The organism is Zobellia russellii, from assembly GCF_018728565.1.
GTDB classification, from domain to species: domain Bacteria; phylum Bacteroidota; class Bacteroidia; order Flavobacteriales; family Flavobacteriaceae; genus Zobellia; species Zobellia russellii.
In genome coordinates this window covers 800,085-820,539 of record NZ_JACSOI010000001.1, presented here as the reverse complement: position 1 = coordinate 820,539, position 20,455 = coordinate 800,085, and the positions used below count along the sequence as shown (strand labels likewise).

Genomic DNA, 20,455 nt, shown 5'->3' with positions numbered 1-20,455 from the left:
AGATTAAAGCTCCTCTAGAATAGATGTACCTCGGGAACCATCTCCAGAGGTCCACTGCCAACTTTCATGTAGCTTTATTTTTCCTTCTTTGTTTATTTCTGGCTTAGACAAGCATGTGCCTGTCATTAATGCTCCATCTGTATTTACTTGATGGTAGCGCATGTCTATATTTCCGTTTTCATCTACCAAACCTATGAGATGGCCTTTTACAATCTTACCTCCTGCATACTCAGAAGTGAGAATGTTGCCTGTCTGGCGATACTCAAAAATAGTCTCTTGTGTAGTTTCCCCGTTATCGGAATTCTGCACCGGGCGAAACCTTTTACCATCGTAGTTCATTACAATAGACCTTATTGGAGTTCCAAAAATGTTTTGATGCCGTTCTCGTCTAATTGGACCACGTCCCAGTCGCGCATTACCCTTGCCCCATTTTTTTCATAGAAAGCAATGGCCGGCTCGTTCCAATCCAATACTTCCCAACAGATTCTTCGTACACCCAAGTCGTTCCCATAATTGACCACTTCTTTAAAAAGGGCACTTCCCAGGCCACTACCACGCATCTTTTCCGTAACAATGAGGTCTTCTAAGTGAATTACCGGTCCTTTCCAAGTAGAGTATCTTGGATAGACCAAAGCCATACCCACAATCCTTTCTTGTGTCTCACCAACAAAACAGTGAAAAAGTTTTTTTTCACCAAAACCATCGTTTTTCAAATCCTCTACGGTTACCTCAACAGCATTGGATTCCTTTTCAAAAACAGCTAGTTCTTTAATTAATGTCAGTACTTGCGGCATATCACCCTCTTGGGCTTCACGAATTGAATAGCTCATAATTGTTATAAATAAAACACGAAGTTATAAATTTAAACATTCAAATCTAAACCAATGGAACATAGTTTCACAAAATAGCCGATATTTGTGGTCAAATAAACAGCCTAAACATGCACCATAAAAAAAACCAAACGCTCGGAGAGTTTATTATTGAAAATCAAGATTCGTTTAAATACTCATCTGGAGAGCTTTCAAAATTAATCAATGCCATTCGTTTGGCGGCAAAGGTGGTTAACCACGAGGTAAACAAAGCCGGTCTAGTAGATATTCTTGGAAAAGCCGGTGAGACTAATATTCAAGGGGAAGACCAACAAAAATTAGATGTCTTTGCCAATGAAAAATTCATAAATACCTTAGCTAACAGGGAAATTGTTTGTGGAATAGCTTCTGAGGAAGAGGATGATTTTATAGCCATTAACAGTAACGATGAGGATAACCAAAACAAATATGTAGTACTGATAGACCCTTTGGACGGATCGTCTAACGTAGACGTAAATGTTTCCGTAGGTACTATATTTTCTATCTACCGAAGAGTTACCCCTGTAGGTACACCCGTTACCATTGAGGATTTCCTACAACCCGGAAATAAGCAAGTAGCTGCAGGATATGTGGTGTACGGAACTTCAACCATGCTTGTTTATACTACGGGAGATGGCGTAAACGGATTTACATTGAATCCCGCTATTGGCACCTTCTATCTATCGCACCCTAACATGCAGTTTCCTGAAAATGGAACTATCTATTCCGTAAACGAAGGTAAATACGTTCATTTTCACCAAGGGGTAAAAGATTATATTAAATATTGCCAGGCCGAAGAAGGAGACAGGCCTTATACCTCAAGGTATATTGGCTCTTTGGTCTCCGATTTTCATAGAAATATGATTAAAGGTGGTATCTACATGTACCCTAAAAGTAGTGTAACCCAAGAGGGCAAACTGCGTCTTTTATACGAATGTAATCCTATGGCATTTTTAGCCGAACAGGCCAACGGACTGGCAACTGGTGGTAAAACCCGCATCTTGGATATTGTTCCTACAGAATTGCACCAACGTGTGCCTTTCTTCTGCGGAAGTAGAAAAATGGTAGAAAAACTACAAGAATTTCTAGACAAATATCATTGATCGCACCAAATACCCAAAAGCATCCTAAAAACAAAAAAGCCCGGAAACCATTTATTTTCCGGGCTTCTTTTATGCTTTACCTTAGTGTTTCAAAAGGTATAAATAATCATCAAAATCTATTCTTCCGCTAAAAATAGCAACAGACTTCTCAATTACCTTATCGGCCTGCTCTCCTGAAAAACCAAGTCCGATAGCGTACTTTTTTAATAGTACCATTTCCTCATCATCTATGTGATGGTCAGAAAAGATAATACGGAAAAGATCATAAAGACGCTCCAATCTGTTTTCTGAAGTATGTGGTGGGTCAATAGGATATTTATTCTCCTTTTTCATCACCTCTTTATACTCGGATTCGGTTATATCGAACTTTGCCGCAAAACGGTCCAACATACTTTTTTCTTCCGAGCTTATTTCTCCGTCTACACTAGCCAAAGTTGCAATAGCCGCAAAATGTGCTAAGTTTCTTCTGTGCTCTCCACTAGTATATAAATCTGCAATTGCCATATGTATCAATTTTATTGGCAGCAAATATAATTTTTTTAGAGGTCATTCCCTTCCTCCCATATGATTATTTTGACCCTGTCTCTTGGCATTAAACCATATCTTAATGTATACGGATGGCATTTCAGAATATTACGTAACTTTCAATGAACATGAAAAAACCGCTTCTTGAATTCACAGATAAAGGTATTTATTGCAGTGCCGCCAAGGTTTATCTAGACCCATGGAAACCTGTAGATAAAGCCATAATCTCTCACGGTCATGCAGACCATAGCAGGTGGGGGCACAAGCAATATATTACACATCATAGAAATGTACCCATTATCAGTCACCGTCTAGGGGAAATTAATGTTTCCGGTAGGGAATGGGGAGAATCCTTTACCATCAATAATGTAAAATTCAGCCTTCATCCTGCTGGCCATATTATTGGTTCATCACAAATTCGAGTAGAACATAAGGGCGAAGTTTGGGTGTTTACAGGAGATTACAAAACCGAGAACGACGGTATCTCCACCCCCTACATACCCATTAAATGCGATACCTTCATTACGGAATGCACCTTTGGCCTACCCGCTTTTAAATGGACTCCCCAGCAAGAGGTTTTTGAAGATATCAACCAGTGGTGGACAGATAACCAGGCCGGGAGAAAAACCTCAATTCTATTTGGTTACAGCTTAGGAAAAGCACAAAGACTACTCAAATATCTAGACACGGATATAGGCAAGATATACACCCATGGGGCCATTGAGAACATGACCCAAGTGCTTCGCCCATTAGTGGATTTTCCCGAAACGACCTTAATTACCAAGGAAACCAAAAAAGAGGAGCTTCTTGGAAATATTGTTCTGGCCCCGCCCAGTGCACACGGCAGTACTTGGATCCGTAAAATGGTTCCCTACGTAACGGCTTCCGCAAGCGGTTGGATGACTTTTAGGGGAGCCCGCCGCAGAAGGGCCATTGATAAAGGTTTTGTTCTGAGCGACCACTGCGACTGGCAGGGACTCTTATCCAGCATTGAGGCAACGGGAGCGGAAAAAATCATTTGCACCCACGGGTATACCGAAATCTTTTCAAGATACCTGCGCGAAAAGGGTTATGACGCCCTTACGGAAGAAACCCAATACGGTGATGAGGAAGACAGCGCTACCCCAGAAGAGACCACACCCCTTGAAACCCAGACCTCATGAAGCAAGAACAAACTATATCGGAAATTGATAATACTACCGTTTTTGAATTGAAAGAACTTGGTATGCGCGGTTTTGCCGCATTGATAAAAACCTTGGACAGCACCAATAAGACCAATGTTAAGGTCCAGGCCTTAACGAGTTATTTTTTGGCAGCGAGCGACAAGGACAAAGTATGGACGATTGCCATTTTATCGCATCGTCGCCCACCTCGTCCCGTAAACACCACCCTATTGCGGGAATGGGCTTCCGAACTGGCCAACATTCCACTTTGGTTGTTTGAGGAAAGCTATCACATTGTGGGCGATTTGGCCGAAACCATCGCTCTCATTGTTCCATCCAGCAAGACATCCACAGAAAAAACATTGACCCAATTTTTGAAGGAGATGATAGCGTTAAAAAAGAAATCGGAAAATGATAAAAAAACCTACCTCTTTGAAAACTGGAAAGTACTTGATTATTATGAGCGTTTTGTTTTTACCAAATTGATTACCGGAGGGTTTCGCATTGGTGTAAGCCAAAAATTAATGACCAGGGCATTGGCAAAGGCCACTGAAATAGATGAAGATATTTTGGCCTATAAACTTATGGGGAACTGGGACCCCAACGTAATTACCTTTCAAGAACTTATCTTAGAAGAAAACGAAAGCGATTATCTGTCCAAACCCTACCCGTTTTATCTTGCGTATGCTATTGAGGATGAGCCGGAAGATTTGGGCGATGTCAGCTTGTGGTCCGCAGAACATAAATGGGATGGCATACGTTCGCAGGTAATTCTCAGAAATGATGAGCTGTTTGTTTGGAGCCGTGGTGAAGAATTGGTGACCGATAAATATCCCGAGTTCAATCAATTTAAAACAACCATTCCCAATGGCACGGTGATAGACGGGGAAATTCTACCCTATATTGATGGACAAATAGGCACTTTCAACGATTTGCAGACACGCATTGGACGCAAGACCGTTTCTAAGGCCTTACTTAAAAAGGTACCCGTTATCCTAAAGGCCTACGATATTCTGGAATGGGAGGGAAAGGATATCAGAAACAAACCCTTTGCTGAGCGCAGAGCCATTTTAGAAAAATTATACCAAAAGACGAACAATTTAGACATACCGTTTCACCTTTCCGAAACGATGCATTTTAGCTCGTGGGAAGAAGTCGCCAAGGAGAGGGAACGCTCCCGGGAAATGTTCAGCGAAGGACTCATGCTTAAACGTAAGGACTCCCCTTATTTAGTGGGAAGAAAAAAAGGGGATTGGTGGAAATGGAAAGTAGACCCATTAACCATTGATGCCGTTCTAACCTATGCCATGCGAGGACATGGTAGACGCAGTAATCTGTTTACAGATTATACTTTTGCCCTATGGAACGAAAATGACGAAGGTGAAAAGGAACTGGTTACTTTTGCCAAAGCCTATTCAGGATTGACCGATGCCGAATTTAGAAAAGTTGATGCTTGGATCAAGAAAAACACCTTGGAACGGTTTGGACCCGTACGCTCGGTCACCCCTCATCACGTGTTTGAAATTGCATTTGAGGGCATAGCATTATCCAAGAGGCACAAAAGCGGTGTGGCCACTAGATTTCCAAGGATATTGAGATGGCGTAAAGACAAAAATATTCATGAAGCCAATTCCTTAGACGATTTAAAGTCATTGATTCCTTAATTCAACGATGAACAAAGAAGAACTTTATCAAGTCGCACAAAATTGGTTCGACCAACAAAACTGGAAGCCTTTCAAGTTTCAAAAAGATACTTGGAAAGCCTTTCTACAAGGTAAAAACGGACTGTTAAACGCCCCTACGGGCAGTGGTAAAACTTATGCACTTTGGTTTCCCATTGTCTTAAACTACATCAAGAAAAATCCGCAGTACAAGACCAAACACAAAAAAGGCTTAAAAGCCATTTGGATTACCCCATTACGGGCACTTTCACAAGAAATCAGGCAATCGGCAGAGCGGGTCACCGCAGATTTAGAAACCCAGATGACCGTAGGCATAAGAACCGGCGATACTACGGCCAAAGAACGGGCAGGACAGAAAAAACAAATGCCCGATCTATTGATTACAACGCCTGAGAGTCTTCAGCTTTTATTGGCTACAAAGGGCTACGATAAGATTTTTAAAGACTGTTCTGCAATCGTGGTTGACGAATGGCATGAACTGTTGGGCACCAAGCGCGGTGTTCAAATGGAACTGGCCTTATCCCGTTTAAAGACTATATCCAAAGACCTCCGTATTTGGGGAATATCAGCAACAATTGGCAACTTGGACCAAGCTCGGGAAGTATTATTAGGCCCACAGACCGAAGCCTTGGAAAATTCCGTCATGATAAGGGCTAATATCAAAAAGAAAATCAAGGTAAAAAGTATCATTCCCAAGAAGATGGAAACCTTCCCTTGGCGCGGGCACCTAGGACTCCATTTACTGGAAGATGTTGTGCCTATCATCAACAATAGTAAAACCACCCTGTTATTTACCAATACCCGTAGCCAGTGTGAAATATGGTTCCAGAAAATCTTGGAAAAGCACCCAGAATATGCAGGAGAGATAGCCATGCACCATGGAAGCATCAATAAAGAAACGAGGCTTTGGGTAGAACAGGCTATCCGAAACGAGAGTCTTAAAGCCGTGGTCTGTACCTCTAGTTTGGACCTAGGTGTGGATTTCGCTCCCGTAGAAACGGTTATACAAATTGGCGGACCAAAAGGCGTAGCCCGTTTTTTACAACGTGCGGGCCGTAGTGGCCACCGCCCCGGTAAGGAAAGTGTCATTCATTTTTTACCTACCCATGCCATGGAACTTATTGAAGCATCCGCATTACAGGTGGCCGTCAAGGATAATGCCGTGGAAGACCGCCTACCCTACCTCAACAGTTTTGATGTACTCCTTCAGTATTTGACCACTTTGGCTATCTCGGACGGGTTTTATCCCAATGATATTTTTCCTGAAATAAGACGAACTTTTTGCTACCAAGGTATCACCGAAGACCAATGGCAATGGCTACTGAATTTTTTGGTGATGGGCAGCCAGAGTCTTAGCAGTTATGACGAATATAAAAAAGTGGAGGTTGAAGAAGATGGTAAGTTTAAGGTGAACAACCGCGGTATTGCCATGCGCCATCGTTTTCAAATCGGGACAATTGTTGGTGATGCCACTATTACTGTCAAGTACCAAACCGGAGGTTACATCGGCTCTATTGAAGAGTATTTTATTTCTAAATTGACACGAGGGGATGTCTTTACATTTGCCGGAAGAAATTTGGAATTTATCCGCATCAAAGGCATGCAGGCCCATGTACGCAACTCCACTAAAAAGACCAATAAGGTTCCTAGTTGGATGGGAGGGCGACTTAGTTTTTCGGCACAGATGTCAGAATTGCTTCGTCAAGAACTATACAAAGCTGCTGCCAATGAGTTACAAGGTCCGGAATTAAAATCGCTTAAACCTATTTTTGACAAACAGCGGGAAGAAAGTATCGTTCCCACACCTGCGGAATTTTTAATCGAAACCTTTAAAACCAGAGACGGGTACCACCACATATTCTACCCTTTTGAAGGTAGGGCCGTTCATGAGGCTATGAGTAGTTTGCTGTCTTACCGAATTAGTCTGTTGCAACCTATAACGGTCTCATTGGCATTTAATGATTATGGTTTTGAAATGTTGAGCGATAAGCCCATAGACATTCAAGCGGTTTTGGACAATGATTTGTTTACTACGGATTATATGTTGTCCGATTTACAGAAGAGCCTCAACTCCAACGAAATGGCACGGCGCAAATTTCGTGATATCGCCGTAATTAGCGGTATGGTCTTTACCGGGTATCCTAATAAGAATATTAAAATGAAGCACCTACAAAGCAACTCCCAATTATTGTTTGATGTTTTTAAGGATTATGAGGCGGACAACCTGCTTTTTCAACAGGCATTCACTGAAACTTTTGAGCATCAATTGGAAGAAGGACGTTTACGAATGGCCCTTACGCGAATTGAACATCAAACTATTGTCTGGAAGGAATGTTCAAAAGCCACTCCCTTTTCGTTTCCAATCATAACGGACAGACTACGAGAAAAACTGAGTTCGGAAAAATTGGCCGATCGTATTAAGCGGATGACCAAGATTTTGATGAAGAAATAGATAAAAAAAACCTGCCAAATCCATATAATTCAGCAGGTAAGATGTTTTTTTTATAAATGATTGAACTCTATATGATTTTACAATTTTTATTTCTTGATATAGATACTCTTTGTTACCCATGTTTCACCATTCCATTCATCTTCAATCAACAAGGTGAGCTCGTTACCTGAAATAGAATAATCGGCTATAAAATTCTCTCCGTCTTCATAGGAAAAAGCCATTTTTCCAGATGAAGGTATCGACCATCCAGCAGTAAAACTATCATCATCTACGACACATTCATTCTCATTATCTTCTGCCGGATCATAATCTAAATATTCGTAAACACCTGCTGACTTAAAAATAATAGTCGATTCCAAATCACAAGTTTCTAGCTCACTTGGTTCGTCATCATTAAACTCTGCTGTAAGCTGCCAAGAGCCTATTAATGCATCTTCTGGAGTATCCGAACTATCGTCATCACTACATGAAGAAAATAAACCAAGCGTAATTGCACTGAGTAAAATAAAACTTCTTTTCATAAGTAAAGGTTTGGGGTTTTTGTTATTTGATTTTTAACAAAACGGGTCATTCATCCTTTTAGTATCTTTGTTCGTTATGACCCCATCTTTGGAAATAAAAAAACACCATTTTACCATGCACCCTTCAGGGGCACTTTTTTGGGAGGAAAAATCAACGCTTCTCATAAGTGATGTGCATTTAGGAAAGGTTTCTCATTTTAGAAAATTTGGTGCCGCGGTTCCAAAATATGCGGTACATAAGAATTATATTTTGATGGACGAACTCATCAAAACCTACCAACCTTTCAATATATGTTTTATGGGGGACCTGTTTCATTCTCACATCAATAAAGAATGGGCACTATTCGAGAATTGGGTGGCAAAAACCCCATCAAAAATCACATTGATTACCGGCAACCATGACATCATAGCTCCTGAAAGATTTGAAGCATTGGAAATAGACCAGTTTGACGAATTAATCGTAGAAGACTTCCTACTTACCCATCACCCTGAAGAAAGAGAAGGTTTGTTCAATTTTTGCGGACACATACATCCTGCTGTAAAACTGAAGGGTTTTGGGCGTCAACACCTGAGACTCCCTTGTTTTTTCAAAACAAAAAATCAAATGATTTTGCCCGCTTTTGGCGCATTTACGGGGACGTATGTTCTGGAACCTCAAGAAAGTGACCAGATATTCGTCATTGCCGATGATGAGGTCATTAGGGTATAACGTTTATATTGCCTGCCCGTATTAAAAAAGTCCTTTTTAAAAGGGATGCGATACACTAAAACAAGTTGAGCAGATTACATTTGTCCAAAGCAGAAAAACATGGCCAAAACATATTCTATCCTCAATCTTTTTTCGGTAATTGTAGTGATTTTAGTCAATTATCTTTCTCAAGCATTTCGGTTGAATGGAACTACGATAGGAGAAATCAGTAGCAAATATGATAATCTCTTTACTCCTGCGGGATATGCTTTTTCCATTTGGGGAATCATCTTTTTAAGTCTTATTGGCTATTCTATTTTTCAGGTGAGACGGGCTTTTTTCAGCAAAAAGGAAAGTGACTTTATTAATCAAACGAGATATTGGTTCTTTATCGCCAACATGCTCAATGCGGCATGGGTGCTGGCCTTTGTTTTCGATTATACCGGATTATCGGTTTTGATAATGCTCGGAATTCTATTCTCGCTCATTAAAATTATTCTGAATACGAATATGGAAAGGTGGGACGCTCCTATTGAAATTATTGCTTTCACTTGGTGGCCTATCTGTATCTATAGCGGATGGATTGCGGTAGCAACTATTGCTAATATTTCTGCTTATCTAACGAAATTGGGTTGGAGCGGAGGTCCGTTTTCAGAAGAAGTATGGACCCTTATACTTCTCGGTATTGCCACGGCGATAAATCTGACCATCACTTGGAAACGGAACATGCGCGAATTTGCACTTGTGGCCGTTTGGGCTTTTATCGCAATATTTGTTAGACACCAAGAAAATTATGAACTAATTGCCTATTCAGCACTTGTTGCATCCGTAATTCTGTTTGTTTCTTCAATGATACATGGCATCAAAAACAAGGACACCAGCCCAGCTCATAAACTTAAGGAACGGCTCAATAATCATTAAGCTAAACCATGGATTTAATATCGTTGGACCATGATGGATACGTAAATATGGTCTTTTTTATTTGATCAGCGGTCATACCTTGGTTAATTGCCATAGCAAATAAATTTATAGTCTCACCAGCTTCAGGACCAATAAGGTGAGCCCCAACAATTTCCTGAGTACGCTGGTTCAAAAGAATTTTATACGCGTATACTGGAGCATTAACACGTTTGGCATTGAACCAATCCGGCACCGACTCAAAATTGACAATCACATTTTTATACCTTCCCTTTGCCTCTTCTTCAGAATAGCCTACAGAAGCTAAATTTGGCAACGTGTACACCACAGAAGGAGTAACCGGTACATCAAACTCACTCTTGTTACCTTCAATAATATTGTCTGCCACTATACTACCTTCTATTCCAGAAAGTGGGGTTAATGGCAAACCTTTATCCGCAACATCCCCACAAGCATATACATTTTCGTTGGTTTTGCTCTGTAGATATGCGTTTGTCTCAATCCCGTTATCGCCATAGGCTACATTTCCATTTTCTAGTTTCAGCTTTGCAATAGCAGGAATACGACCGGCCGTATTAAAAACAGAACGCGTTTTTAATATCTCTGATTTTCCTTTTTTATCGTAAGCAATCTTGTAGTTTTTAGAACCCTTTTTTACGCCTGTAATTTTAGCTCCAAAAATAAATTTGATGCCCAAGTCTTTTGAATAGGAGGTCAATTCTTTTACCAAATCCGCATCAAAAGGCTTAAGTGGCCTTTTGCCCGAATCTATTACGGTTACCTTAGCGCCCGCTCTAGCAGCAATATGTGCAAACTCCATACCCACATACCCCGCTCCGATAAATGTAATGTTCTTTGGAAGCTTCTTTTGACTCAAAAAGTCATCACTTGCCTTTAAGTGTTTATTCCCTTTAAAATTCAATTTTCTAGGCTCATACCCTGTTGCGATAACAATCTTGTCCGCTTTTACAGTTTTCCCCTCAACGGATAATGTCTTTTCATCCAGAAACTCGGGCGATTGATGGTATAAGGTGATACCTCTATCCTTTAAATCCTCTTCTGTTGCTTTGGGCACCGGAGAAGTGAAATTTTCTTTAAACTTCATCAACTTTTTCCAGCTCAGATCAGGAATGCTTTTAATTCCCTTACCTAGAAGTTGGTTGCTGGTCTCTAGTACCTGAGTGGCACCCAACAACACTTTTTTTGGGTCACAGCCCCGGTTGGCACAGGTTCCGCCATATTCTCGTTTATCCGCCATGGCTACATTAAGGCCTGCATCAACACATTTTTTTGCAACTACCTTACCGGCAGTTCCACTTCCTATCACAAACACATCATATTTTTGTTCCTTCATCTGAATCCATTTTTAGCACAACCGTAACCAAACGGCAATCCTCAAATTAATCAAACAAGTTCCCATTTTTACCTAAAACCTATTGATGCTACCGCTACAATTGTGAACGCTATACCACGGGGTTCATTAATTTATAGCAATACAACACAAAAAACCGATTAATAGGGTACAAAAACATGAGCTGAGTTCGCTACCTTTACACTCACTAAAATGAAAAGGCCTGTTCATTATCAGGTCAAGGTATTATCATCTTGAACGGACCGGTACCATAAAATCCGTTTAAGTTCTTAAAAAACTAACGGTTGACGCAATCTTCTATTCAACAACTGTTTTCTCAGTCTCCGCAAACGCAGAAACTGCAGGACACTATTGCCCAAAAATTCACGGAAAACGCAAAAAATACAGAGTCTATTATTCTAAAAGGCCTTTCCGGCTCTGCGCTGTCATTTACTTTTTCCGATGTGTTTCAAAAAACAAACAGACCCTTTCTGCTCATATTCAATGACAAAGAAGAAGCTGCCTATTACCTGAATGATTTAGAACAGATCATAGGCGATAAAAATGTACTCTTTTATCCTGGAAGTTACCGCAGGCCTTATCAAATAGAAGAAACCGATAATGCCAACGTGCTCTTGCGTGCAGAGGTTCTCAACCGCATCAACTCCAGAAAAAAGCCGGCCATAATCGTCACCTATCCTGATGCTCTTTTTGAAAAAGTTGTCACCCGCCGGGAACTGGAAAAAAATACGCTTAAAGTAAAATTAAATGACACCTTATCACTGGATTTCCTTAACGAGGTGCTTTTTGAGTACAAGTTTAAAAGGGTGGACTTTGTTACGGAACCTGGAGAATTTTCGGTGCGTGGTGGAATCGTAGATGTTTTTTCGTTTTCCAATGATGAGCCCTACCGTATAGAGTTCTTTGGTGATGAAGTGGATAGCATTCGTACGTTTGATGTAGACACACAACTCTCAACGAGCAAAGTGAACAAAATAAACGTTATTCCTAACGTAGCCAGTAAATTTCTAGAGGAGAAAAGACAGAATTTTCTTGAGTACGTTTCTTCGGATACCGTCATATTCGCCAAAAACACTGATTATATTTTTGACCGTTTGGATGATTTCTTTGGAAAGGCCATAGAAGCTTTTTCCAAACTATCGCAAGACATCAAACATTTAGAGCCCGAAGCGCTTTTTATGAATTCGGAGAATTTTAAATCACAGTTGAAAGGGTTTGGGCTTATGACTACCGAAGCTTCTACAACTCCCGAATTAATTAGTGGTGCTTTAACCGTTCAATTCAACACCCACCCGCAACCTTCTTTCAATAAGAAATTCGATTTGTTGATTGAAAACCTTAACGCTTATAAAGCACGTGGGTATACCAACTATATTTTTTGCGCCAGTGACCAACAGGCCAAACGTTTTCAGGCCATTTTTGAAGAGGTTAACGAGAAGGTTCATTATCAAACCGTGGTAACACCCATTTTTCAAGGTTTCATTGACGATGACCAAAAACTGGTATGCTATACGGATCATCAGATTTTTGAACGTTACCATAAATTCAACCTTAAAAACGGGTATGCAAAAAAGCAGGCCATTACCCTAAAAGAGCTGAACAAACTTGAAATTGGGGATTATGTAACCCATATAGATCACGGAATAGGGAAATTTGGTGGACTTCAAAAAATTGATGTAGAAGGCAAAAAGCAGGAAGCCATAAAACTAGTGTACGGCGAGCGGGATATTCTGTATGTGAGTATTCATTCGCTTCATAAAATATCCAAATTCAACGGTAAAGACGGGGCCGTTCCTAAAATTTACAAATTAGGGTCTGCAGCTTGGAAAAAACTCAAGCAAAAGACAAAAACCCGCGTCAAGAAAATTGCTTTTGACCTTATTAAAATTTATGCCAAAAGACGCTTGGAAAAAGGTTTTCAATATGACCCTGACAGCTATTTACAAACAGAACTAGAAGCTTCTTTTATTTATGAAGATACCCCTGACCAAAGCAAGGCTACCGAAGATTTTAAAAGAGATATGGAAAGTGAGCGTCCCATGGACCGCCTTATCTGTGGTGATGTTGGCTTCGGAAAAACCGAAGTGGCCATCCGGGCGGCCTTTAAAGCGGTAGACAATGGAAAGCAGGTTGCCGTGCTAGTGCCCACTACTATATTGGCATTTCAGCACCATCGTACTTTTGCGGAACGTCTTAAGGAGATGCCCGTAAATGTAGATTACCTGAATCGGTTTAGAACGGCAAAAGAACGTAGGAAAACTTTAGAAAAGCTGGAAGCAGGACAAGTAGATATTATCATTGGCACGCACCAATTGGTGAATAAAAACGTAAAATTCAAAGACCTAGGGCTCCTTATCGTTGATGAGGAACAAAAATTTGGGGTAGCGGTCAAAGACAAATTAAAGTCCATTAAAGAAAATGTAGACGTACTAACCTTAACGGCCACTCCTATTCCAAGAACGCTACAATTTAGCTTAATGGCCGCCCGTGATCTTTCGGTCATAAAAACACCCCCGCCAAACCGTTACCCGATTGAAAGTAGGGTCATTCGTTTTGGGGAAGAAGTTATACGGGACGCCGTTCGGTATGAGATAGAACGTGGCGGGCAAATATTCTTTATCCATAACCGCATTGAAAACATCAAAGAAGTAGCGGGCATGATCCAGCGCCTTGTACCCGATGCCAAAGTAGGCATTGGTCATGGCCAGATGGACGGAAAAAAATTGGAAGCCCTCATGCTCTCCTTTATGAATGGCGAGTTTGATGTACTGGTATCCACGACCATCATAGAAAGTGGCTTGGACGTTACCAATGCCAATACCATTTTCATTAACAACGCTAATAATTTTGGACTGAGTGATCTACACCAGATGCGTGGCCGTGTAGGGCGTAGCAATAAAAAGGCATTTTGCTATTTTATCACCCCTCCTTATGAATCCATGACCGCAGAAGCCAGAAAACGTATTGAGGCACTTGCCCAGTTTACAGAGTTGGGCAGCGGCTTTAATATAGCCATGAAAGACCTTGAAATTAGGGGTGCCGGCGATTTATTGGGCGGTGAACAAAGCGGGTTTATCAATGAAATTGGATTTGAAACCTATCAAAAAATATTGGGTGAAGCCATAGACGAACTCAAGGAAAACGAGTTTAAAGACCTGTATGAAGAGGTAGAAGGCCATAAAGAGAAAGTTTTTGTAAAAGAAACCCAGCTAGATTCTGATTTCCAGTTGCTTTTCCCTGATGATTATATCAACAATATCACCGAAAGACTTACCCTTTACACAGATTTGAACGAGATTACGGACGAAGAAAACCTACAAAAATTCGAGGCCCAGTTAATAGACCGTTTTGGAGAGCTTCCTACCGAAGCCGAAGATTTACTGAATTCCGTACGTATCAAATGGATTGCCAATAGCATAGGTATTGAAAAAGTAGTAATGAAGAAAGGCAAGCTAATTGGTTACTTTATTTCGGACCAGCAGTCGCATTTTTACCAAAGTCCGGTTTTCACCAGAGTCTTACAATTTGTGCAAAGTCATCCGCAACACTGTAAAATAAAGGAAAAGCAGACCAGAAACGGACTTAGGCTCTTATTGGTCTTTGAGCGAATAACATCCGTAGAAAAAGCATTGAAAGCCATGGCTCCATTTGATGAAATCGTTGAGCCGGTTTCATAAAATGTTTTAATTAAACTATATTAGTTAGGGCTAAAACTATAGAGTTTTGGCCCTAATTCTTTTATTTACCAAACAACTTATATGACCATGAAACTAAAAATCTGCTTTAGCCTAGCGGCAACTCTCTTGTTGTGCTTTAACCTCAGTGCCCAACCTAGCAAAGAACTCGTAAACGTGATTGTGACACCGGACCATACGGATTGGACCTACAACGTTGGTAAACGGGCCGAGTTTTCAATCACAGTCTTAAGAAACAACGTACCTCTAGAAAACATCACCATAAATTACACTGTTGAAACCGACCCAGGTTATCGCTCCGTAAAAATATGGAATCAAGGAGAGCTTAAGTTGAAAAATGGTGTTGCAAAAGTAAAATCGAATAAATTCAATGAACCTGGATTTCTGCGCTGTACGGCCAAAGTAATTGTAGATGGCAAAGAATATAGTTCGTACGCCACTGCCGGCTTTTCTCCCGAAAAAATAAAGGCCACGACCACATTACCTTCAGATTTTGAAGCCTTTTGGAACAAGGGTAAGGAAGAACTAGCCAAGATTCCTATGAATGCTGTTATTACATTAATGCCAGAACGATGCACGGACAAAGTGAACGTGTACCACGTACGATTGGACAATATAAAAGGTAAGATTTACGGTATTCTTTGCACTCCCAAAAAAGAAGGAAACTACCCCGCTATTTTGCATGTTCCGGGAGCAGGTATTCGACCCTATTATGGTGAGGTAGACGAAGCAGCCCTAGGTTTTGTCACCTTTACCATTGGTATTCATGGTATACCCGTAAACCTTGACAAGCAAGTGTATGATGACTTACGAGCCGGAGCTTTAAGTAACTACAACACGATGAATTTAGATGATAAAGAAAATACGTACTACCATAGGGTTTACCTTGGTTGTATTCGCGCTGTAGATTTTCTAGAAAGTGTATCCAATTTTAATGGCGAGGATATTGCCGTTACCGGAGGAAGCCAAGGAGGTGCCTTGTCTATAGTAACTGCAGGACTTGATGACCGTATTGACTATCTGGCTGCATTCTACCCAGCATTAAGCGATCTTACCGGATTTTTACATGGCCGTGCCGGTGGATGGCCACAGCTATTTGTTGATGACTTTACGAACAAAACAGAAAAAATTGAAGTTTCAAAATACTTCGACGTTGCCAATTTTTCACGTTTCGTAAAAGCAGAAGGTTGGTATAGTTGGGGCTACAATGACAATGTTTGTCCGCCCGCTTCTACCTATTCGGCATACAATCTTATTCCGGCCAAGAAAGAACTTCACGTTTTTCAGGAAACCCGTCACTGGACATTTCCGGAACAACATGAACTCAAAAACAAATGGTTGTTTTCAAAGTTAAGAGACTAGTCAAAATTCTTGCAATTGCCTATCTTTAAGCACACAGAAAAAACACTACTATGAAAATAAGGTTTCTACTAGTTCTCTTCATTTTTACGGGAGCTTTGGCGTCACATGCCCAAAATGCCGACTCACTTTACTTTAGACAGCATTATGACTTAAAGGAATACCGCATTCCTATGCGTGACGGAGCTGAGCTTTTTACCGCAGTTTACACGCCAAAAGATAAGTCTAAAGACTACCCTATTTTACTCAACCGCACATGCTATAATGCCAGTCAGTATTCAAATTTTAACTACAGTAGTTACCCTTCAAGATATTTAATTGAGGACGGTTATATTCTAGCTTTTCAAGATGTTCGAGGTAGGTACATGTCAGACGGTGAGTTTGACAACATGCGCCCTAATATCCCGGGAAACAATCGTAGGAACAAAAAAGATATCGATGAAAGTTCTGACACGTATGACACCATAGATTGGATGATAAAGAAAATAAAGGGCAACAATGGCCGTGTTGGTATGTATGGTATTTCATATCCGGGACATTATACCGCTGCTGGAATGATAGATGCACATCCCGCATTAAAAGCATCCTCGCCTCAAGCCCCGATTGCCGATTTTTTCTTTGATGATTTTCACCATCAAGGAGCTTATTTAGAAAGTTACACCGCCGCATTTGCCGTGTTCGGATATCAAAAAGACAGCCTTACCAGAGACCCTTGGTACATGGATAAATTAATGCGTCTGTATGGCAACCCAGCTGCTGATGCCTATGATTTTTATCTGAACTTAGGACCACTTAAGAACATTACAAAAAACTATCATCACGACAACTTTTTCTGGAACCAAATTGTTGAACACCCCAATTATGATGAATTCTGGCAAAAAAGAAATATCCTTCCTCACCTAAAGGATATTGACCATGCAGTAATGACCGTTGGAGGATGGTTTGATGCTGAAGACCTTTACGGACCTTTAAACATCTACAAAACCGTTGAAGCCACTAGTTCAAAAGCCAAGAACAGCATTGTAATGGGCCCTTGGGATCATGGTGGCTGGGCTAGAGAAAAAGGCAAAACCGTACACAACCACATTTATTTTGGGGATAGCATTTCTTCCTTTTATCTAAAAAATATTGAACGAAAGTTCTTTGCACATCATTTAAAGGAAGATGGTCCGGACACCCTTCCGGAAGCCTATATGTTTGATACCGGAGCTAAAAAATGGGAGACTTTTGATACTTGGCCCCCTAAAGAAATTGAGCCTATTAGTCTTTATTTTGGTGAAAACGGTCAACTAAGCATCAATGAACCAATTGATAAAAAGGCGGTTTTTGAATACACTAGCGATCCCAAAAAGCCGGTTCCATATACATCACAAATAGAGGGGTTGACGTTCACCCCAAGAAGATATATGTCCGATGATCAGAGACAAGCTTCAAGAAGACCGGACGTACTAACTTTTGAGACGGATGTTCTTGAAAATGACCGGGTTTTGGCAGGTGAAATTATGGCTAAGCTTAAAGTAGCCATGACCGGTACGGATGCCGATTTTATAGTAAAGCTGATAGATGTTTATCCTAACGATCACGAAAATTACGAACACAATCCGGATAACATTATCATGGGTGGCTACCAGCAACTGGTACGTGCCGAAGTTTTTAGAGGGAGATTCAGGAATAGTTTTGAGCATCCAGAACCATTTATACCCGGTGAGCCAAGTGACGTTAACTTTAGATTGCAGGATATACTGCACACGTTTAAAAAAGGGCATCGTATAATGATTCAGATTCATAGTACTTGGTTTCCTTATATAGACCGTAATCCTCAGAAATACTTAGACAATATTTATAAAGCCAATGAAGATGATTTTATTAAGTCTACTATTAAAGTATTTGGCTCCTCGTCGGTGGAAGTAGGCGGTACGCAGGATTGTTGCGCACCTGAACCGTTTCGTACTGCGAACGAAAATCCAATAAAAGACTAGGGTATCGCTCCAAAACTGATACTTTTGTGGTATCATTTTTGGAGCATTTATATCATGAAAAAAATTCTAGTAGTATTTACGCTGCTTTTTGCGTTTTTTGCACAGGCACAACATAGCATTTCCGGAACTTTTACACCTGCCAGCAAATACAAGTATTTATTGGCTTATAAGCTAAAACCGGGCTCACAGTCCTTTGTTGCAAATACGTCTATTAAAGATGGTAAATTCACATTACAAATACCTGAAAACGCCAATCCGGGCATGTACCGCTTGGTTTATGCGGTTCCTCAGGACGAGTTCTATTTTGATGTCATTTACAATGGCCAAGAAAATATAGAACTAGCTTTTGATGAAAACCAGGGCGTTTCCTTCATTTCTTCAAAAGAAAATAAAATCATGGACTCCTACTTCCGAGCAATTGGCTCATTAGTAGAGGAGTTGGTAGATTTTTATGTGGAAGGAAAATCCGATAAGAAAGAATTCAAGGAATGCACGGAGCAACTAACTGCTACCCAAGAAGCCTATGAAGAGCAGGCTAAAAATCTAATGGTAGAGCACTTTATTAAAGCCAATAAACCTTACGTTCCTTCTCAGTTTGAAACCGTTCAGGAGTATATAGCGCATAAAAAAGAGCATTATTTTGACTACCTAAAAGTAGACAACAAAATTCTACAAGCCTCTGATTTTTTAACTGATAAACTCAAGAACTACGTATTTACGGCCCTACCTGCAAAACAATTGTCTGCCACAGAAACGGAAAAAGCAATCCAAGCCAATATTAAAAAAGTGAACACCCAATTGGCCCCAGTTGCGGATGCCTATAAGTTTGATGTATTCTATAACATATGGAAAATGAGTTCCAATGGTGGGCTACACGAAACTACAGATTTTGTTTACAACAACTATTTAGAGTCTCTTATCCCCGCTTCCAGTGACCCCAATAAAGCTCAGACCCTAGCTGCTCAGCACCGCTTGCGAATTGGCGCGAAAGCACCGGAATTGGAATGGACCACGGGCAATGCCCAAAAAAAATTAAGCACTATTGAAGGAGCAGAAAAGTATCTACTGGTTTTCTGGAGCAGCACCTGCTCACACTGTTTAAAAGAACTTCCCCAACTTCATAAAGAACTAAAACAGTACAATACCTTAAAGGTCATTGCCGTAGGTTTGGAAGACGACACTACTACATGGACACCTGAATCTGCCAAACTACCAAATTTTGAACATGTCATTGCCCTAGGCAGATGGGAAAGCAAATATGCAAGATTGTATGACATAAGCCATACTCCCACATATTTCTTGTTGGATTCTGATAAGCGCATTATTGCTAAACCAGAGAGCGATAAAGATGTAGTAGAACTACTAAAAAAATAATTTTTAAAGGGTTTTTAAGTCTTTTATGGTCTTGAAAGCTACATCTACCTGCTTGTCATCTACTAGGATAGTAAATTCGTTTGTTGTGGATATTACTTCATATAGTACTATTCCCTCCCAAGCTAAGCGCTGAAAGATAAAGTAATAAATTCCCGGGACGGATACGTTCTCAGCAGGAAGCTTTACTGTAATAGATGATAGATTCTTGGCCTTTTGAGTACACTTTTCATTCTTAAAAAGCTCCTCTACCGTACCATCCAGACTATTACTCACTACAATATTCAGTTCATTTACACCACGCGAAGACGTGTAAAATACATCTTTGTTCTTATTCACCTCTTCTAACAGTTGGGTCTGGTTCTCAAGAATGGACTCAGAGACCAAAAATGTAAAATCGGTGAGCGAAGAACGCACCGTAATCTCACCAATATTTTTTAAAACCTTTATAATTTTGTGGGTTGCCCTGAACTCTAAATCATCTGATAAACGTTTTAAGGCCATAACAATCGCTCCGTTGCGAATGTCTTTTCCTAGCTCATTTTCAATTTCAGGTTTTACAATCCTTGAAAGTGACGTTAAATTTATGATGCCCTGTGCCAACGCACTTTGCAAGAAAGGCTTCTTTTTAATGTACTGTTCCACTACGGAAGAAATCGTTTTCATGGGTTCACAAGTATTGGTTGCTGAGCAAAAATAACATATTGTTATAAATAAAACAAATTGTGTTGTAATCTTCTTTCTTAAAATTTCTGCAACCTCAGTTTTTGCCCTAAAAA

16 protein-coding genes are annotated in these 20,455 nt (G+C 40.4%); 10 read left to right on the top strand and 6 right to left on the bottom strand.

Annotated features, from left to right (window positions below; translation table 11 throughout):
- Window positions 1-3: 3 nt before the first annotated feature.
- A complete protein-coding gene (locus H9565_RS03445; RefSeq protein ID WP_215437520.1) occupies window positions 4-339 on the bottom strand; it encodes a n-acetylglutamate synthase in 336 nt (111 codons plus the stop codon).
- A gap of 11 nt (window positions 340-350) precedes the next feature.
- Window positions 351-830, bottom strand: a complete 480-nt coding sequence (locus H9565_RS03440) for a GNAT family N-acetyltransferase (RefSeq protein WP_215437517.1) — start codon at window positions 828-830, stop codon at window positions 351-353.
- A 110-nt stretch (window positions 831-940) separates the two neighbouring features.
- On the opposite strand from H9565_RS03440, the gene fbp reads away from it, so the two are divergent.
- On the top strand, window positions 941-1,951 hold the full coding sequence (gene fbp / locus H9565_RS03435; RefSeq protein ID WP_215437515.1) for a class 1 fructose-bisphosphatase: 1,011 nt from the start codon (window positions 941-943) through the stop codon (window positions 1,949-1,951).
- Between the two features lie 81 nt (window positions 1,952-2,032).
- Here the strand turns inward: fbp and H9565_RS03430 are convergent, their stop codons facing one another.
- On the bottom strand, window positions 2,033-2,455 hold the full coding sequence (locus tag H9565_RS03430) for a tellurite resistance TerB family protein (RefSeq protein ID WP_215437513.1): 423 nt from the start codon (window positions 2,453-2,455) through the stop codon (window positions 2,033-2,035).
- A 149-nt stretch (window positions 2,456-2,604) separates the two neighbouring features.
- On the opposite strand from H9565_RS03430, the gene H9565_RS03425 reads away from it, so the two are divergent.
- From H9565_RS03425 to H9565_RS03415, 3 genes are all read left to right on the top strand, one after another.
- On the top strand, window positions 2,605-3,639 hold the full coding sequence (locus H9565_RS03425; protein WP_215437511.1) for a ligase-associated DNA damage response exonuclease: 1,035 nt from the start codon (window positions 2,605-2,607) through the stop codon (window positions 3,637-3,639).
- A gap of 62 nt (window positions 3,640-3,701) precedes the next feature.
- Window positions 3,702-5,303: an ATP-dependent DNA ligase gene (locus H9565_RS03420; RefSeq protein WP_215438207.1), complete on the top strand. Its 1,602-nt coding sequence runs from the start codon at window positions 3,702-3,704 to the stop codon at window positions 5,301-5,303.
- 7 nt (window positions 5,304-5,310) lie between these two features.
- Window positions 5,311-7,773 carry a ligase-associated DNA damage response DEXH box helicase gene (locus H9565_RS03415; RefSeq protein ID WP_215437509.1) on the top strand — a complete coding sequence of 821 codons (2,463 nt, stop codon included), beginning with the start codon at window positions 5,311-5,313 and terminating at the stop codon, window positions 7,771-7,773.
- 86 nt (window positions 7,774-7,859) lie between these two features.
- Here the strand turns inward: H9565_RS03415 and H9565_RS03410 are convergent, their stop codons facing one another.
- Window positions 7,860-8,294, bottom strand: a complete 435-nt coding sequence (locus tag H9565_RS03410) for a lipocalin-like domain-containing protein (RefSeq protein WP_215437506.1) — start codon at window positions 8,292-8,294, stop codon at window positions 7,860-7,862.
- A gap of 76 nt (window positions 8,295-8,370) precedes the next feature.
- On the opposite strand from H9565_RS03410, the gene pdeM reads away from it, so the two are divergent.
- Together pdeM and H9565_RS03400 are read left to right on the top strand one after the other, a co-directional pair.
- Entirely contained in the window at window positions 8,371-9,003 is a 633-nt protein-coding gene (pdeM, locus tag H9565_RS03405) for a ligase-associated DNA damage response endonuclease PdeM (RefSeq protein WP_215437504.1), read from the top strand.
- Window positions 9,004-9,102: 99 nt separating this feature from the next.
- Window positions 9,103-9,903, top strand: coding sequence for a tryptophan-rich sensory protein (locus H9565_RS03400; RefSeq protein ID WP_215437503.1), 801 nt, complete (start codon window positions 9,103-9,105; stop codon window positions 9,901-9,903).
- Window position 9,904: 1 nt separating this feature from the next.
- Here the strand turns inward: H9565_RS03400 and H9565_RS03395 are convergent, their stop codons facing one another.
- Window positions 9,905-11,254 carry a dihydrolipoyl dehydrogenase family protein gene (locus H9565_RS03395; RefSeq protein WP_215437501.1) on the bottom strand — a complete coding sequence of 450 codons (1,350 nt, stop codon included), beginning with the start codon at window positions 11,252-11,254 and terminating at the stop codon, window positions 9,905-9,907.
- A 302-nt stretch (window positions 11,255-11,556) separates the two neighbouring features.
- Here H9565_RS03395 and mfd point away from each other — a divergent pair, with 302 nt between their 5' ends.
- The 4 genes from mfd (at window position 11,557) to H9565_RS03375 (ending at window position 19,679) form a co-directional block, all read left to right on the top strand.
- Window positions 11,557-14,949 carry a transcription-repair coupling factor gene (gene mfd / locus H9565_RS03390; protein WP_215437499.1) on the top strand — a complete coding sequence of 1,131 codons (3,393 nt, stop codon included), beginning with the start codon at window positions 11,557-11,559 and terminating at the stop codon, window positions 14,947-14,949.
- Window positions 14,950-15,030: 81 nt separating this feature from the next.
- Window positions 15,031-16,329: an acetylxylan esterase gene (locus tag H9565_RS03385; RefSeq protein WP_215437497.1), complete on the top strand. Its 1,299-nt coding sequence runs from the start codon at window positions 15,031-15,033 to the stop codon at window positions 16,327-16,329.
- Between the two features lie 50 nt (window positions 16,330-16,379).
- On the top strand, window positions 16,380-18,305 hold the full coding sequence (locus tag H9565_RS03380; protein ID WP_215437494.1) for a CocE/NonD family hydrolase: 1,926 nt from the start codon (window positions 16,380-16,382) through the stop codon (window positions 18,303-18,305).
- Between the two features lie 54 nt (window positions 18,306-18,359).
- The gene (locus tag H9565_RS03375; protein WP_215437491.1) at window positions 18,360-19,679 is read left to right on the top strand and encodes a TlpA family protein disulfide reductase; all 1,320 of its coding nucleotides are present in this window, start codon (window positions 18,360-18,362) and stop codon (window positions 19,677-19,679) included.
- Window positions 19,680-19,682: 3 nt separating this feature from the next.
- On the opposite strand, the gene H9565_RS03370 is transcribed toward H9565_RS03375, so the two are convergent.
- Entirely contained in the window at window positions 19,683-20,342 is a 660-nt protein-coding gene (locus H9565_RS03370) for an aspartate kinase (RefSeq protein ID WP_215437488.1), read from the bottom strand.
- Window positions 20,343-20,455: the final 113 nt, after the last annotated feature.